At 74.2% G+C, this 14,885-nt stretch carries 14 protein-coding genes; 11 read left to right on the top strand and 3 right to left on the bottom strand.

The features are described 5' to 3' along the window. Nucleotides 1–53: 53 nt before the first annotated feature. From ACJOT3_RS06640 to fusA, 8 genes are all read left to right on the top strand, one after another. The gene (locus ACJOT3_RS06640) at nucleotides 54–311 is read left to right on the top strand and encodes an acyl carrier protein (RefSeq protein WP_406969890.1); all 258 of its coding nucleotides are present in this window, start codon (nucleotides 54–56) and stop codon (nucleotides 309–311) included. Beyond that, nucleotides 311–1,516 carry a beta-ketoacyl-[acyl-carrier-protein] synthase family protein gene (locus ACJOT3_RS06635; RefSeq protein ID WP_406969888.1) on the top strand — a complete coding sequence of 402 codons (1,206 nt, stop codon included), beginning with the start codon at nucleotides 311–313 and terminating at the stop codon, nucleotides 1,514–1,516. The genes ACJOT3_RS06640 and ACJOT3_RS06635 overlap by 1 nt, the downstream gene beginning before the upstream one ends. Next, on the top strand, nucleotides 1,513–2,637 hold the full coding sequence (locus ACJOT3_RS06630; protein WP_406969886.1) for a beta-ketoacyl synthase N-terminal-like domain-containing protein: 1,125 nt from the start codon (nucleotides 1,513–1,515) through the stop codon (nucleotides 2,635–2,637). Before ACJOT3_RS06635 ends, ACJOT3_RS06630 begins: the two co-directional genes overlap by 4 nt. Continuing rightward, the gene (locus tag ACJOT3_RS06625) at nucleotides 2,634–3,371 is read left to right on the top strand and encodes a 2-hydroxychromene-2-carboxylate isomerase (RefSeq protein ID WP_406969884.1); all 738 of its coding nucleotides are present in this window, start codon (nucleotides 2,634–2,636) and stop codon (nucleotides 3,369–3,371) included. The genes ACJOT3_RS06630 and ACJOT3_RS06625 overlap by 4 nt, the downstream gene beginning before the upstream one ends. Before the next feature lie 82 nt (nucleotides 3,372–3,453). Continuing rightward, the gene (locus ACJOT3_RS06620; protein WP_406969882.1) at nucleotides 3,454–5,199 is read left to right on the top strand and encodes an acetyl-CoA carboxylase carboxyltransferase subunit alpha; all 1,746 of its coding nucleotides are present in this window, start codon (nucleotides 3,454–3,456) and stop codon (nucleotides 5,197–5,199) included. After that, nucleotides 5,196–5,744, top strand: a complete 549-nt coding sequence (locus ACJOT3_RS06615) for an acetyl-CoA carboxylase biotin carboxyl carrier protein (RefSeq protein WP_406969880.1) — start codon at nucleotides 5,196–5,198, stop codon at nucleotides 5,742–5,744. Before ACJOT3_RS06620 ends, ACJOT3_RS06615 begins: the two co-directional genes overlap by 4 nt. A gap of 2 nt (nucleotides 5,745–5,746) precedes the next feature. Further along, complete coding sequence (gene accC / locus ACJOT3_RS06610; RefSeq protein WP_406969878.1) at nucleotides 5,747–7,093, top strand: acetyl-CoA carboxylase biotin carboxylase subunit; 1,347 nt, start codon at nucleotides 5,747–5,749, stop codon at nucleotides 7,091–7,093. 168 nt (nucleotides 7,094–7,261) lie between these two features. Beyond that, a complete protein-coding gene (gene fusA, locus ACJOT3_RS06605) occupies nucleotides 7,262–9,367 on the top strand; it encodes an elongation factor G (RefSeq protein ID WP_406969876.1) in 2,106 nt (701 codons plus the stop codon). Nucleotides 9,368–9,429: 62 nt separating this feature from the next. On the opposite strand, the gene ACJOT3_RS06600 is transcribed toward fusA, so the two are convergent. Continuing rightward, nucleotides 9,430–10,128: a hypothetical protein gene (locus ACJOT3_RS06600; RefSeq protein WP_406969874.1), complete on the bottom strand. Its 699-nt coding sequence runs from the start codon at nucleotides 10,126–10,128 to the stop codon at nucleotides 9,430–9,432. After that, nucleotides 10,125–10,754 (bottom strand): TetR family transcriptional regulator, encoded by a 630-nt coding sequence (locus ACJOT3_RS06595; RefSeq protein WP_406969872.1) that lies wholly within the window; start codon nucleotides 10,752–10,754, stop codon nucleotides 10,125–10,127. The genes ACJOT3_RS06600 and ACJOT3_RS06595 overlap by 4 nt, the downstream gene beginning before the upstream one ends. A 213-nt stretch (nucleotides 10,755–10,967) precedes the next feature. Here ACJOT3_RS06595 and ACJOT3_RS06590 point away from each other — a divergent pair, with 213 nt between their 5' ends. Further along, entirely contained in the window at nucleotides 10,968–12,416 is a 1,449-nt protein-coding gene (locus tag ACJOT3_RS06590) for a glycoside hydrolase family 30 protein (RefSeq protein ID WP_406969870.1), read from the top strand. Between the two features lie 34 nt (nucleotides 12,417–12,450). Here the strand turns inward: ACJOT3_RS06590 and ACJOT3_RS06585 are convergent, their stop codons facing one another. Next, entirely contained in the window at nucleotides 12,451–12,651 is a 201-nt protein-coding gene (locus ACJOT3_RS06585; RefSeq protein WP_406969868.1) for a hypothetical protein, read from the bottom strand. 177 nt (nucleotides 12,652–12,828) lie between these two features. Between ACJOT3_RS06585 and ACJOT3_RS06580 the strand changes: the two genes are divergently transcribed. Together ACJOT3_RS06580 and ACJOT3_RS06575 are read left to right on the top strand one after the other, a co-directional pair. Further along, nucleotides 12,829–13,695 carry an LLM class F420-dependent oxidoreductase gene (locus ACJOT3_RS06580; protein WP_406969866.1) on the top strand — a complete coding sequence of 289 codons (867 nt, stop codon included), beginning with the start codon at nucleotides 12,829–12,831 and terminating at the stop codon, nucleotides 13,693–13,695. A gap of 156 nt (nucleotides 13,696–13,851) precedes the next feature. After that, nucleotides 13,852–14,718, top strand: coding sequence for a DMT family transporter (locus ACJOT3_RS06575; RefSeq protein ID WP_406969864.1), 867 nt, complete (start codon nucleotides 13,852–13,854; stop codon nucleotides 14,716–14,718). Nucleotides 14,719–14,885: the final 167 nt, after the last annotated feature.

The following is a 14,885-nucleotide window of genomic DNA, read 5'->3' as shown; positions in this document are numbered from 1 at the left end:
CGAACACCCCGAGCACCCGGAACATCCGGGACACCGAGAAGAGGAGCACCGCCATGTCCCTGACCGACACCGACCTCGTCAACGCCCTGCGCGAGATCGTCGCCGACGTCCTTGAGGTCGAGCCCGAGGAGATCACCGACGAGGGCCTGTTCTCCGAGGAGCACGAGGCCGACTCCCTCCAGGCCATCGAGGTCCTGGCCCGCATCGAGAAGAACCTGCGGATCGCCGTCCCCCAGTCGGAGCTGCCCGAGATGGGCAGCCTCTCCGGTGTCCACCGCGTCGTCTCCCGGTACGCGGAGGCGAACGCCTGATGCGCCGGGTCGTCGTGACGGGCCTGGGGCCCGTGTCCAACGTGGGGACGGGGGCGTCGGAGTTCGGCGCCGCCGTCCGCGAGGGGAGGTCCGGGGTCTCCCCCATCACCTCCTTCGACGCCTCCGGGTTCCCGCACCGCAACGCGGGCGAGGTGCACGACTTCGTGCCGGAGAAGGCGGTGGAGCGGCTGGACCCCGCCGAGTGGGGCCGGGCGAGCCTGTTCGCAGCGGCCGCGGCGCGGCTGGCGGTGGCCGACGCCGACCTGGACCCGGAGGCGCTCGCGCCCGGCCGGGCCGGGTCGGTCATGGGCACCACCAGCGGCGAGTCGCAGATCATCGAGCGGCTCACCGAGGAGGAGGTCGCCGGGGGCTGGGAGAGCCTCAGCCCCCACCTGCCCGGCCAGGTGCCCGCCTCCCGGCTGGCCTACGCGGTCAACCGGGAGCTGGGGCTGACCGGTGAGGCCATGACCCTGGCGACCGCCTGCTCCGCGGGCAACTACGCCATCGGCTACGCCTACGACCTGGTGCGCACCGGCGCGGCCGACGTGATGATCGCCGGCGGAGCCGACTCGGTGCTGCGCTGGGCGCACGCCGGGTTCTTCCGGCTGGGCGCCGTCGCCGAGCACGTCAGCTCGCCGTTCGACCGCGACCGTTCGGGGATCATCACCGCCGAGGGCGGGGCCGCCCTGGTCCTGGAGTCCCTGGACGACGCGGTGGCGCGCGGGGCCCGGATCTACGCCGAGGTCCTGGGGTACGGGCTGAACTGCGACGCCGACCACATGGTCTCCCCCGACCCGAAGGGCATCGCCGCGTGCATGCGCCGGGCCCACGCCAACGCCGGGATCAGCGCCGCGGACGTCGACTACATCTGCGCCCACGGCACCGGGACCCCGGCCAACGACCTGGCGGAGGCGACCGCGACCCGGGAGGTGTTCGGGGACACTCCCCCGCCGATCAGCTCCATCAAGTCGATGCTCGGACACACCATGGGGGCCTCCAGCGCGTTCGGCGCCATCGCCTCGCTGATCGGGATGCGGGAGGGGTTCCTGCCGCCCACGGTCAACTTCACCGAACACGACCCGGAGCTGGGCGGCATCGACCCGGTCCCCAACCGGGCCCGACCGGCCGACCCCCGGATCGTGCAGAACAACGGGTTCGCCTTCGGCGGCAACAACGCCATCACCGTCTTCGGGAGGCTGTCATGAGCGGCGCGGCGACCGGGGCCCCGGCCCTGGCGATCACGGGCTGGTCGGTGGTGTCGCCGATCGGCACCGGGGCCCGGGAGTTCACCGAGGCGGTGCGCGAGGGCAGGTCCGGGGAGTCGGACCCGGCCGGGATGTTCGAGGCGCCGCTGCCCCCGATGCGGGCGCACGCCATCACCGGGTTCGACCCGGCCGCGCACCTGGGCCGCAAGGGCACCCGCCACCTGGACCGCAGCACGGCGCTGGCCGTCGTGGGGACCGCCCTCGCGCTGGCCGAGTCCGGGGCGGGCGACCGGGACGAGGACCGGGTGGGGATCGTGCTCGGCACCATGGCCGGGAGCATCCGCACCACCAGCGAGTTCAGCCGGGACACCCTCGTCCAGGAGAAGCCCTACCTGGTCAACCCCGTGAAGTTCCCCAGCGCGACGATCAACTGCCCGGCCGGGCGCAGCGCCATCTGGCACGGGCTGCGCGGGGTGAACGCGACCGTGGCCGGGGGCGGCATGGCCGGGCTCAACGTCCTGCGCTACGGGTCCGTCCTCATCGGCGGCGGGCACTCCGACGTGCTGCTGGCCGGGGGCGTCGAGGAGTTCAGCCCGCACATGGCCTGGGGGCACCGGGCCGTGACCGGCGGCCGCGACGTGCCGCTGGGCGAGGGCGCCGGGGTGTTCGCCCTGGAGGACGCCGCCCGGGTCCGCGAGCAGGGCCGCCTGCCGGAGGCGGAGGTCCTGGCCTCGGCGTTCGGCACCGGGCCCGCGGAGGAGACCGCGCGCACCCTGGAGTCGGCGATCGGCCGGGCGCTGGCCCTGGCCGGGGTCGGCGCCGACGAGGTGTGGGGGGTCTCCAGCGGCGAGCACGGCGTCGACGGGACGGACACGGCCGAGGACGAGGGGATCCGGACGGCCCTGGGCGAGGGGCCGGTCCGGGTGCGGATCAAGCCCCTGGTCGGCGAGTGCAACAGCTCCTCCGGCCCCTTCCAGCTGGCCGCGCTCCTGGCCCGGCACCGGATCGAGCCCGCGCTGGACGGCCGGGTGTCCGTACTGACCTCGGTGTCGTCCGACGGCGCGGCCGGTGCGGCCGTCGTCCGCGGGTACCACCGGGCCGGGGCGGAGGGGGAGTCGTGAAACGACCGCCGCGCCTGTACTTCGCGTTCCGCAGCCCGTTCTCGTGGATGGCCCTGCGCCGGCTGGAGGAGTTGTACCCGCAGGCGGCGGACACCGTGGAGTTCCGCCCCTTCTGGGAGCCGGACGAGGACCTGCTGGCCCGGCTGCGGGCGGGCGGCGGGGAGTTCCCCTACACGCCGATGAGCAAGGCCAAGCACCTGTACATCCTCTACGACACCAAGCGGCTGGCGGCCTCCCTCGGGTACACGATGTCGTGGCCCGTGGACGTCGACCCGTGGTGGGAGGTGCCGCACCTGGCGTGGCTGTACGCGCGGCGGCAGGGGCGGGAGCGGGAGTTCTACCGCCTCGTCACCGAGGCCCGGTGGGAGCGGGGCGAGAACGTCTGCGACCCCGCCCTGGTGCGGGAGCTGGCCGCGGAGGCCGGGCTGGACGGCGACGCCGCGGCGTCCGCCGCGTCCGACCCGGACCTGCGCGAGGAGGCCCTGGCCGCGCTGCACGACCTGTACCAGGACGACGTGTTCGGGGTCCCCTACTTCCGGGTCGGCCGCCACCGTTTCTGGGGGCTGGACCGGCTGGCGGCGTTCCTCGACGTGCTCGATCCGCGGGAGGGGGACGCGGCGCGGGACGGGGACGCTCGGGAGCTGCCCGCCCTGGCCCGGGTGCCCGTCCCCGCCGGGGCCGGGGTCCCGGAGGCGGTCCCGCTCGACTCCGACTCCGCCGGGGGATGCGGCTGACGCCCGCCCCCGGCGGACCCCGGACCGCACGGACCCGGAACCGTGCGGTCCGGTCCCCCACCACCGAGCGAAAGGACCGACCTTGACCACCCGACCCGCGGAGAGGGACGCACCGGCGCAGTGGTCGTTGTGCCCCTCCTGCAACCGCCACCTGTACCTGCCCAAACTGCGCCGCAACCTCGGCGTCTGCCAGGAGTGCTCGCACCACCTGCGGCTGGGGATCGACGAGCGGCTGGAGACCCTGCTCGACCCGGGCGGCCTGCGCCGGTACGACGCCGACCTCACGACCCACGACCCCCTGGGCTTCGTCGACCGCAAGCCCTACACCGAGCGGCTGGCGGCGGCGCGGGAGGCGACCGGGCGCGCGGAGGCCGCGGTGTGGGGCACCGGCGCCATCGGCGGGTACCCCGTCGTCCTGGCCTGCCTGGACTTCACCTTCATGGGCGGCAGCGTGGGCGCCGTCACCGGCGAGCTGATCGCCCGGGCCGCCCGGCACGCGCTGGAGACCCGCACACCGCTGATCCTGGTGTCGGCGTCGGGCGGCGCCCGCATGCAGGAGGGGACGCTCTCGCTCATGCAGCTGGCCAAGACCGCGCAGGAGCTGGGGCGGCTGCGCGAGGAGGGCGTGCTGAGCGTCAACGTCAACACCGACCCGACCTACGGCGGGGCGACGGCGTCCTTCTCCGTCCTCGGGGACGTGGTGATCGCCGAGCCCGGGGCGCGTGTGGGCTTCGCCGGGCCGCAGGTGATCCGCCAGACCATCCGGCAGGAGCTGCCCAAGGGGTTCCAGACCGCGGAGTTCCTGCGCTCCCACGGGCTGCTCGACCTGGTGGTGCCCCGCCACGAGCTGCGGTCGACGCTGACCCGGCTGCTGGCCCTGCACACCGACCGCTCCGGGGGCGGCGGATCCGCCGCCCCGGCGGCACCGGAGGAAGCGGTGGCGCCAGGGGAAGCGGGAGGAGCGCGGGGACGGGTCGCCCGGGCCGCGCCGTCCGCGCTGTCAGGGCCGTCCGGGTCGTCCGCGCGCACGGCGGCCGAGTCCGTGGCCCTGGCCCGGGACATCGGGCGGCCGACCACCCTGGACTACTGCGGGCTGGTCTTCGAGGACTTCCTGGAGTTCCACGGCGACCGGGTGAGCGGGGACGACCTCGCGATCGTCGCCGGGGTCGCCTCCCTGGACGGGCGCCCGGTCGTGGTCCTGGGCCACCAGAAGGGGCACGACACCGCCGAGCTCGTCCGGCGCAACTTCGGGATGCCCCAGCCCTCGGGCTACCACAAGGCCCGGCGGCTGATGGAGCACGCCGAACGGCACCGGATGCCGGTGGTCGCGTTCATCGACACACCCGGCGCCCACCCCGGCATCGAGGCGGAGGAGCGCGGCCAGGGCGCCGCCATCGCCGAGTGCATCCTCGGCATGGCCCGGCTGACCGTGCCCACCGTCGCGATCGTCACCGGCGAGGGCGGCAGCGGCGGGGCCCTGGCGCTGGGGGTCGGCAACCGCGTCCTGATCCTGGAGAACGCCTACTACTCGGTGATCAGCCCCGAGGGGTGCTCCACCATCCTCTTCGGGTCCGCCGCGGAGTCGGCCAAGGCGGCCGAACAGCTCCGGATCGGCTCCACCGAGCTGCTGTGCCTGGGGATCGTGGACGGCATCGTCCCCGAGCCGCCCGGGGGTGCGCACACCGACCGGGCCGTCACCGCCGAGGCCCTGGGCGCCGCCCTGCGCTCGGCCCTGGCGGAGTTCGACGGCGTCCCGGCCGACCGTGTCGTCGCCCTGAGGCACGAACGCTTCGCCCGTTTCGGAAACCCGACGAAGGTACAGAGATGACATCGGCGATCGAGCACAACGGCACCGACCGGGTCCTGGGACGGGTCCTGCCCGATCCGGCGCCGGGCAACCGGCAGCTGACCCTGTCCGAACTGCGCGAGGAGGCCGAGCTGCTGATCTCGGGGCTGGGCTCCCCGGTGCGCCGGGTGAGCCTGCGCGCGGGTGTGAACGCGGTGGAGATCGACCTGGCCTCCCCCGAAGACACAGCCGCCCCGGCGGTCCCCGCCAGCGGTCCGGCCGCTCCGGCGGTGGTCCCGGCCGCCGCGGCTGTGGCGCCCCCGCCCGCCGGACCGGAGGCCCCCGCCGGCCCCACCGTGCGAGCGCCGCTGGTCGGCACCGTCTACCTGGCGCCGGAGCCCGGCGCGGAGCCCTTCGTGGCGGTGGGCGACCGGGTCTCCCAAGGGCAGCAGCTCGCCATCGTGGAGGCCATGAAGCTGATGAACCCCATCGTCGCCGACCGGGACGGCACGATCGCGCGGATCGTCGCCGAGGACGCGGCCATGGTCGAGTTCGACGCCGTGCTCTTCGAGCTGGAGGTGGAGTGACCGTGTTCCGCAAGATCCTCGTCGCGAACCGGGGCGAGATCGCCCTGCGCGTGATCCGCGCCTGCCGCGAGCTGGGTGTCCCCTCCGTGGCGGTGTACTCGGCTGCGGACGCCGACTCGGCGGCCGTACGCGCCGCCGACGAGGCCGTGTGCATCGGTCCCGCCGCGCCGTCGCGCAGCTACCTCGATATCCCCAACATCATCGGGGCGGCGCTCATGACCGGGGCGGACGCGGTCCACCCCGGGTACGGGTTCCTGTCGGAGGACCCCGACTTCGCGCGGATCTGCGCCGATGAGGGGCTGTCCTTCATCGGCCCGCCGCCCGACGTCATGGCCGACCTGGGGGACAAGTCCAGCGCCCGGCGGATCATGGCCGCGGCCGGGCTGCCCCTGCTGCCGGGCACGGTCGAACCGGTCGCCTCGGCCGAGGAGGCCGCCCGCGTCGCGGACGGCATCGGCTACCCGGTCGTCCTCAAGGCGGTCGCGGGCGGCGGCGGGCGGGGCATCACCGTGGTCCGCGACCCCGCCGACCTGCCCCGCGCGCTGCGCACGACGCGGGCCGACGCCCAGGCCCTGTTCCGCGACCCGTCGGTGTACGTGGAGCGGTACCTGGAGGGCGCCCGCCACATCGAGGTGCAGGTCATCGCCGACGACCACGGGAACGTCGTCCACCTGGGCGAGCGGGACTGCTCGGTGCAGCGCCGCAACCAGAAGCTGGTGGAGGAGTCGCCCTCCCCCGTGGTCGGGGCGGAGCTGCGCGAGCGCATCGGCCGGGACGCCGTACGCGCCTGCGAGGCCGTCGGGTACCGGGGCGTGGGGACCATGGAGTTCCTCCTGGACTCCGAGGGCCGCCACTGGTTCATGGAGATGAACACGCGCATCCAGGTGGAGCACCCCGTGACCGAGATGGTGACCGGGGTGGACCTGGTCGTCGAGCAGATCCGGGTGGCCGCCGGGGCCCCGCTGTCGTTCTCCGCCGAGGACGTGCGCATGACCGGGCACGCCATCGAGTGCCGGATCAACGCCGAGGACCCGGAGCGGGACTTCGCCCCCGCCCCCGGGCTGCTCGAACGGTTCGACCAGCCCGGCGGCCCCTGGGTGCGGGTGGACACCCACTGCACGGCCGGGACCCGGGTGCCGCCCCACTACGACTCGCTGATCGCCAAGGTCATCGTGTGGGGCGAGGACCGGGAGGCCGCCCTGAACCGGATGGGCCGGGCCCTGGAGGAGTTCCGCGTGGAGGGCCCGGGCACCCGGACCACCCTGGGGTTCCACCGGAGGCTGATCGGCCACGAGGTGTTCCGGGCCGGGGACACCACCACGGACTTCCTGGCCCGGCACACGGTCTGACCGGCGGGCTCCCCCGGCCCGGAACACGGTCCGACGCACGAAAACCGTTGGCCCGCGGGCTCTCCCGCCCCGTACTCTCCCGGCAGGCGGCAGGCCGTACCCACGGCCGCACAAGGCATGCGCGCACCGCCCGATGGTCGCCCCGACGAGCCGGAGAGGAACGGACACATGGCCACCACCACAAGGATGGGACGGGCCTCGGTCCGCAACATCGGGATCATGGCCCACATCGACGCGGGCAAGACCACCACCACCGAGCGCATCCTGTACTACACCGGCACCTCCCACAAGGTCGGCGAGGTGCACGACGGCACCACCGCCACCGACTTCCTCCCCGAGGAGCGCGAACACGGCATCACCATCGCCTCGGCGGCGGTCACCTGCCGGTGGACGGTCGACGGCGCGGTCCACACCCTCAACCTCATCGACACCCCCGGCCACATCGACTTCACCGTCGAGGTGGAGCGGTGCCTGCGCGTCCTGGACGGCGCGGTCGCGGTGTTCGACGCGGTCGCCGGGGTGGAGCCCCAGTCCGAGACGGTGTGGCGCCAGGCCGACCGCTACGGCGTTCCGCGCATCTGCTTCGTCAACAAGATGGACCGGGTCGGCGCGGACATGGCGCGGTGCGTCGAGATGATCCGCGACCGGCTGGGCGCGGTGCCGCTGGTGCTGCACCTGCCGATCGGCGCCGAGGCGGGCTTCCGGCGCGTGGTCGACCTGGTCGGCATGCGCGCCCTGGTGTGGTCGGCCGACGCCGACCTGGGCGAGGAGTACGAGGTCGCCGCCGTCCCCGACGCACTGGTCGAGGAGGCGCGGCGCCGGCGCGCCCGCCTGCTGGAGTCGGTCGCCGAGCACGACGAAGCGCTGATGGAGCTGTACGTCCGGGGCGAGGAACCCGGCGAGGCGGAGCTGCACGCGGCGATCCGGCGGTTGACCGTCGGATCGGTGGACGGCCCCGTCACGGTGACGCCGGTGCTGTGCGGCACCGCGTTCAAGAACAAGGGGGTGCAGCCGCTGCTGGACGCCGTCGTCCGCTATCTGCCCTCCCCGCTGGACGCCGGGGAGGTGGCCGGGGTCCGCCCCGGGGACGCGGGCGCCGCGGTCGCACGCCCTCCGTCCGAGGACGCGCCGCTGGCGGCGCTGGCCTTCAAGATCACGGGCGACCCGCACCTGGGCCGCCTGACGTTCGTCCGGCTGTACTCCGGCCGGCTGACCACCGGTGAGCGGGTGTACAACCCGCTCCGGGGAGAGAAGGAGAGGATCGGCAAGATCTACCGCGTGCACGCCGCGACCCGCGAGGAGATCCCCGCGGCGGTCGCCGGCGACATCGTCGCCGTCATGGGGCTGCGCCGCACCGGCACCGGGGAGACCCTGTGCGATGCGGCGGACCCGGTCGTGCTGGACGCCATGGACTTCCCTGACCCCGTCATCGAGGTCGCGGTGGAGCCGCGGTCCCGGTCCGACCGGGACCGGCTGTCGTCGGCGGTCGTGCGGCTGTCGGAGGAGGACCCGTCGCTGCGGGTGCACACCGACGCCGAGAGCGGCCAGACCATCCTGGGCGGCATGGGCGAGCTGCATCTGGAGATCCAGATCGCCCGGCTGCTGCGCGAGTTCGGCGTGGACGCCCGGGTGGGGCGGCCGCGCGTCGCCTACCGGGAGACCATCCGGCGGGCGGTCGCGGCGCTGGACCGCACGTACCGCAAGCAGAACGGCGGCCGGGGGCAGTTCGCCCGGGTGCGGATCGCCGTCGAGCCGTTCGAGGGCGGGTACGAGTTCGTGGACGAGGTGACCGGCGGCCGGGTGCCGCGGGAGTTCGTCCCCGCGGTGGACAAGGGATGCCGGGACGCGCTGCGGCTCGGCGTCCTGGCCGGGTACGAGGTGACCGGGGTGCGGGTGCGCCTGCTGGACGGGGCGTTCCACACCGAGGACTCCTCGGACCTGGCGTTCCGGGCGGTGGCGCTGGAGGCGGTCAGGGACGCCCTGGCGCAGGCCGACCCGGCGCTGCTGGAACCGGTGATGGCGGTGGAGGTGACGACGCCCGAGGACTGCATGGGCGACGTCATCGGCGACCTCAACGCCCGGCGCGGCCGGGTGCGGTCGCTGGCGGAGCGGCGCGGGGCCCGGGTGGTCTCGGCGGCGGTGCCGCTGGCGGAGATGTTCGGCTACGTGGGCGACCTGCGCGGCCGGACCTCGGGCCGGGCGACGTTCGCGATGGAGTTCGACTCCTACGCGCAGGCGCCTGACGCGGTGGCCGCGGCGGTGATCGGCCGGTAGGCGGGCCCCGTCCCCTCGGGGGGCGGGGCCTTCGCGCGCGGGGGGCCGTCGGGCAGGGCGCGTCAGGGTGTGAAGGTGGCGCGCAGCAGGACGAGCTGGTCGTGGGTGTCCAGGATGGCCTCGGCCAGGCCGATGTCCACGTCCTCCAGCTCCTTGAAGAGCGTCTCCATCAGGGGGATCAGGTCGAGCAGCCAGATCACCACCTGGGGGTGGCGCACGGCCGGCGAGGTGGCGACCACGGTGCCCGCCGTGTCGGCGAACTGGTGCAGGGCGCGGGGGTGGTCGGCCCAGTGCCGCAACCGGTCGGCCCAGGTGTCCAGGAACGGGGACAGGTCGTCGAAGGCGGTGGCCAGCGTGTCCAGGATCAGGACGGCGGGGCGGTCCTCGGGTTCGCGGTCCAGGGTGCGCAGCCACAGGGCGACGAAGCAGGCGCGGACGGCGGCGCGTTCGTCGGAGGGCCACTGCGACCAGCGGGCAAGGTCCAGTTTGGAGGCCACCGTGTCGATGTCGATGACCCCGTCGCCGGGCAGGGCCAGGTCGAGGATGCGCGGCAGGAAGTGGCGCAGGTCGTCGACGCCGCCCCAGGTGGTGAGGGCCTTGGCGACGAACCGGCGCAGGTCGTCCTCGCCGAGTTCGCGCAGCGGCGAGCGGCGCAGCAGGCGCTGGTCCTCGTCCGTGACGCAGTGCGGGCAGCCGTTGATGCGGGCCGCCAGGCGATGGCGCGCGAACACCGCGTACAGCCGCTCGACCGCCTCCCTCACCGCTCCCCCTCCCCGGTGAACGGCTCGACGCCGGTCAGGCGGCCGATGGTGTGGGCGGTGGCGGCCGCCATGTCGACGGCGTCCGGCCGCAGCAGCCACTGCACCTGGAGTCCGTCCATGACCGCGACGATGGCGGCGGCGGTCGTCCCCGGGTCGAGGTCGAGGGTGATCTCCCCGTCCTCGCGGGCCTCGGCCAGGGCGGCGGCGACCATCTCGCGCAGTCCGTCGTAGCGCCCCCGGAAGTACTCCTGGGCGGGGTGGCCCTCGGTGACGCTCTCCGCCGACAGCACCGCGTAGAGGCGGACGATGCCCGCGGTCCCGGTGTTGTGCCGGATCGTGTCGACGAGGTGGCGCAGGAAGGCCAGTCCGCGCGGGCGGTCGGCGCCGCCGTGTTCGGCGGTGGCGTCGCGCAGGTCCAGGACCCCGGTGAGCAGGTCGACCTTGGACGGGAAGTAGTGCAGGACGCCCGCCTGGGTGAGTCCGACCCGGTCGGAGATCTCGGCGAGGGACGCCTTGTTGTAGCCGCGCGTGGCGAAGGTCTCCATCGCGATCCGCAGGATCTCCTCCCGCCGCCGGTCGCGATCGCCCCGCGGTGCCCGGCGCCGACCCGGGCTCGTTCTGCTCACCCGCAGGAGTCTACGGTCCTTCGGCCGCGGAAAGATCCACAACCCCTGGGGCTGCGGCTTTTCCGTTACCTACCGAGTACTTGGTAGATAAATCCGCCAAGGGGTCTGGCTGAATGGTCGTTAAGTGTGTTTTCATGCCGCCGTAACGCCACCGACACGGCCGTCGGCGGCGGACCTTCCCCGAACGCACCCGCTCACGCGTGGAGGAGAACCATGAGACACACCGCCCCCCGACGACGGACCCGAGCCGTCCCCCTGCTGGCCGGGGCGGGCGCCCTCGCCCTGGGCGCCGGCCTGCTGGCCCCGGACGCCGGCCCCCGCCAGGCGACCGCCGCCGCCGACACCGCCGCCCCCGTGGCCCGGGTGTGGGTGACCACCCCCGACCGGTCCAGCACCCTCGAACAGCGCGAGGACGTCGCCTTCACCCCCGACCCGCAGGGCACCCGGCTGGCCGTCGACCCCGGATGGCGCGGCCAGGAGTTCGTCGGCGCCGGGGCCTCGGTCACCGAGGCGTCCGCGCACCTGATCTCCGGGCTGCCCGCCGGGCAGCGCGAGGAGCTGCTGCGCGACCTGTTCTCGCCCGAGGACGGCATCGGCCTCAACTACCTGCGCCAGCCGCTGGGCAGCACCGACTTCAACAGCGGCGGCTTCTACACCTACGAAGACACCCCGGGCGAGTTCTCCATAGACCGCGACCGGGAGCAGATCATCCCCGTCGTCCGGCGGGCGCTGGACCACAACCCCGACATCCGGTTCATGGGCAGCCCCTGGTCGGCGCCCGCGTGGATGAAGGACAACGGCTCGCTCAACGGCGGCTCGCTGCGCGCCGAGAACCACGGCGACTACGCCGACTACCTGGTGCGCGCCGTACAGGAGTACGCGGGCGAGGGCATCGTGCTCAGCGAGCTGACCGTCCAGAACGAGCCGCTGTTCGAGACCATCTACCCGTCCATGTACATGTCCGCCGCCGACCAGGCCGCGTTCCTGCGCGAACTCGACGGGGCGCTGGGCGCGGCCGGGCTCGACACCGGCCTGTACACCTACGACCACAACTGGGACCGCCCCGACTACCCGCTGGAGGTGCTGGCCGCCACCGCCGACCTGGACCGGGTGCGGGGCGCCGCGTTCCACTGCTACGGCGGGCGGCCCGAGGCGCAGCAGCAGGTCGCCGACACCGGGGCGCACGTGTTCTTCACCGAGTGCTCCGGGACCGACTCCGACACCCCCGAGGCGACCTTCCGGGACACGCTGCGCTGGCAGGCCGAGAACCTGGTGGTGCGCAACCTGCGCAGCGGCGGTGAGACCGTCATCCTGTGGAACCTGGCGCTGGACGCCGGCGGCGGCCCGCACCAGGGCAACTGCCAGGACCGGTGCAACGGGGTCGTGGAGATCGACGGCGGCCGGGTCGCCTACAACGCCGAGTACTACCTGCTCGGGCACCTGACCGGGTTCGTGGACGCCGGTGCGCGGCGGATCGGGTCCGAGGTGGCCGACGGGGTGCAGAACGTGGTGTTCGACAACCCGGACGGCACCCGCACCGCGTACGTGGTCAACACGGCCGACTCCCAGCGGACGTTCTCGCTGGGCGACGGTGGCGCGTACCTGCCGTACACGCTGCCGGCGGGCGCGGTGGCCACGTTCGTGTGGACCCCGCAGGGCTGAGCCGCGACCGGGGCGCCCGGCCGGGCGCCCCGGTTCACTCCGGGTGCGACCGCCCGGCGAACCGCTGCACCGCCCACAGGACCAGCAGGCCCAGCGCGGCGGCGGTCCCGAAGGAGGCGAGCGACGCCACGACACCGGGCCCGAGCAGGTCGGCGTACGGGGCCCGCGTGAGCGCGCGCGTCAGCGCGAACACGGCGACGAAGAGCACCCAGGAGACGATCGTGGAGGCGTTCATCGGCGGGCTCCCAGGGGTGCGGTGCGGGACATCCCGCGCATCCTAACCGAACCCCCGGCCGGTCCCTCCCGGTGGGTTTTCCACAGGTTCGGAAAGGTGCTGGCGTCGGCCCGGCCCGGCGACGAAACTGGGTTCTGGTCGGGATTCCCGGCACATTCGTCGTCCGTGGGAGGGCACATGGAACTCGGGCTGCACATCGCCGACTTCACCTGGGACGGGGGCGACCCCGAGATCGGCGGCCGCCTGGCCGACACCGCCCGGCACGCCGAGGCGTCGGGGATCTCCCGGATCACCGTGATGGACCACTACTGGCAGCTGGGCGGCGCCATCGGGCCGCCCGAGAACGCCATGCTGGAGGCCTACACCACCCTCGGCTTCCTGGCCGCGCACACCGAGCGGGTGCTGCTGCACACCCTGGTCACCGGGGTCGTGTACCACCCGCCCGGGGTGCTGGCCAAGCAGATCAGCACCCTGGACACGCTCTCCGGCGGCCGTGCCGGGCTGGGCCTGGGCGCCGCCTGGTACGAGGAGGAGGCGCGCGGGCTGGGGCTGCCGTTCCCGCCGGTGGCCGAGCGGTTCGACCGGCTGGAGGAGACCCTGCGGATCTGCCTGGGCATGTGGAGCGGTGAGGAGGGCTCCTTCGAGGGCGAGCACTACCGGCTGGAGCGCATGCTCGACAACCCGCGCGGGCCGTCCGAGCCGCACCCGTACCTGCTGATCGGCGGGATGGGCGAAAAGCGCACCCTGCGGCTGGTGGCGCGGTACGCGGACGCCTGCAACCTGTTCGGCGGGCCGGAGGTGCCGCACAAGCTCGACGTGCTCAAGCGCCACTGCGAGGACGTCGGGCGGGACTACGCGGAGGTCGAGAAGACCGCGACGATCTCGTTCGACGCCGGCAGCGACCGCGACGACCTGGTCAAGCGGGCGCTGGAGCTGCGCGGGGCGGGCATCACCGCGGTCTACGCGTTCGGCCAGGGCTTCTCCGACCCACGCGCGGCGGTGGACCACCTGGCCTCGATCCTCCCGGAGGTCGTCGACGCCTGACCCGCCGCCGGGTGCCGCCGCGGCGACCCGCCCGCACCTCACCGAGGAGGCCCGTGTCCGCTCCCCGTGCCCACCGGATGTCCCGAGACCGAAGTCACCCACCGTCATCCCTCGGTAGGACGACACGGACCCCGCGACCGCGCAAGGATCCCTGATATGGATCCCTACGTGTGGCTCGGTGCCCTGCTGGGCACCCTGTCCTGCGTCGCCTACGCGGCGGCCGCGGTGTCCCAGTGGCGATTGGCGGTCCTGGTCCCCGAACCGCTGGTCGAGCGCGGCCCCCTCGCCGCCCTGTTGGCACGCCCCCTGTGGTGGTCCTCGGTCCTCCTCAACGGGGGACGGGCCGTCCTCCAGGTCGCCGCCCTGGCCTTCGCCCCGCTCACCGTGGTGCAGCCGCTGGGTGTCCTCGCCCTGGTCTTCGCGATCCCCTGGGCGACCCGGCTCGGCGGGCTGCGCCTGACCCGGCGGCAGACCTGGGGCGCCGTCCTCGTCGTGGCCTCGGTGGCGGTGCTGCTCGGCCTGTCCGTGACCGACGGCCGCAGCGAACCCCTCACCGTCGCCGACGGGTCGACCGTCACCCTGGGCACCCTGGCCCTGCTCGTCGCCGGTGCCTGGGCGGCGGGCCGCTGCCCGGCCACCTGGCGCAGCCACCTGCTCGCCGCGGTGGCGGGCGTCGCCTTCGGTGTCTCCTCCGCGCTGGCCAAGACCACGGTCACCGTCTTCGGCACCGACGGCGCCGCCGCGTTCGCCCACCCGGCGACCGCGGGCACCGCGGTCATCGCCGTCCTCGGGGTGTTCCTCGCCCAGGCCGCCTACCAGGGCATGGAGCTGGGCTCGCCGCTGGGGGTGACGACGGTCGTCAACCCGGTCGCGGCGTCCGTGGTCGCCATCGCCTTCATGGGCGAGTCCTTCCTCGGCGGGCCGGTCGGCCTCGTCCCGGCGGTGCTGGCCGCCGCGGGCTGCGCCTACGGCATCGCCCTCCTGACCGCCCGCCTCCACCTGACCGCCCCGCGGCCCGCCTGAGTGCTCCGTCCGAGTGCTCCGCTCGGAGGTCCGCGGGGAGATCCGCCGCACACGGCAGGGCCGGGGCCGCTGGACCTCGCCGCCGTGCACACCACCGCGGCACACGCCGCCGCCGGGGCGCCCGCCGCCATGGCACACGCCGCCGCGGCCCGCGCGTTCGCGCGCGG

The sequence above is a fragment of the Nocardiopsis protaetiae genome, assembly GCF_045446735.1.
GTDB classification, from domain to species: Bacteria; Actinomycetota; Actinomycetes; order Streptosporangiales; family Streptosporangiaceae; genus Nocardiopsis; species Nocardiopsis protaetiae.
The sequence above is the reverse complement of the archived record's forward strand: the minus strand, read 5'-3'. Positions and strand labels throughout refer to the sequence as shown.

Coding starts and splice junctions, on each gene's coding strand:
- ACJOT3_RS06640 (WP_406969890.1), top strand. CDS start 54: ATGTCCCTGACCGACACCGACCTCGTCAACGCCCTGCGCGAGATCGTC.
- ACJOT3_RS06635 (WP_406969888.1), top strand. CDS start 311: ATGCGCCGGGTCGTCGTGACGGGCCTGGGGCCCGTGTCCAACGTGGGG.
- ACJOT3_RS06630 (WP_406969886.1), top strand. CDS start 1,513: ATGAGCGGCGCGGCGACCGGGGCCCCGGCCCTGGCGATCACGGGCTGG.
- ACJOT3_RS06615 (WP_406969880.1), top strand. CDS start 5,196: ATGACATCGGCGATCGAGCACAACGGCACCGACCGGGTCCTGGGACGG.
- fusA (WP_406969876.1), top strand. CDS start 7,262: ATGGCCACCACCACAAGGATGGGACGGGCCTCGGTCCGCAACATCGGG.
- ACJOT3_RS06590 (WP_406969870.1), top strand. CDS start 10,968: ATGAGACACACCGCCCCCCGACGACGGACCCGAGCCGTCCCCCTGCTG.
- ACJOT3_RS06585 (WP_406969868.1), bottom strand. CDS start 12,651: ATGAACGCCTCCACGATCGTCTCCTGGGTGCTCTTCGTCGCCGTGTTC.
- ACJOT3_RS06580 (WP_406969866.1), top strand. CDS start 12,829: ATGGAACTCGGGCTGCACATCGCCGACTTCACCTGGGACGGGGGCGAC.
- ACJOT3_RS06575 (WP_406969864.1), top strand. CDS start 13,852: ATGGATCCCTACGTGTGGCTCGGTGCCCTGCTGGGCACCCTGTCCTGC.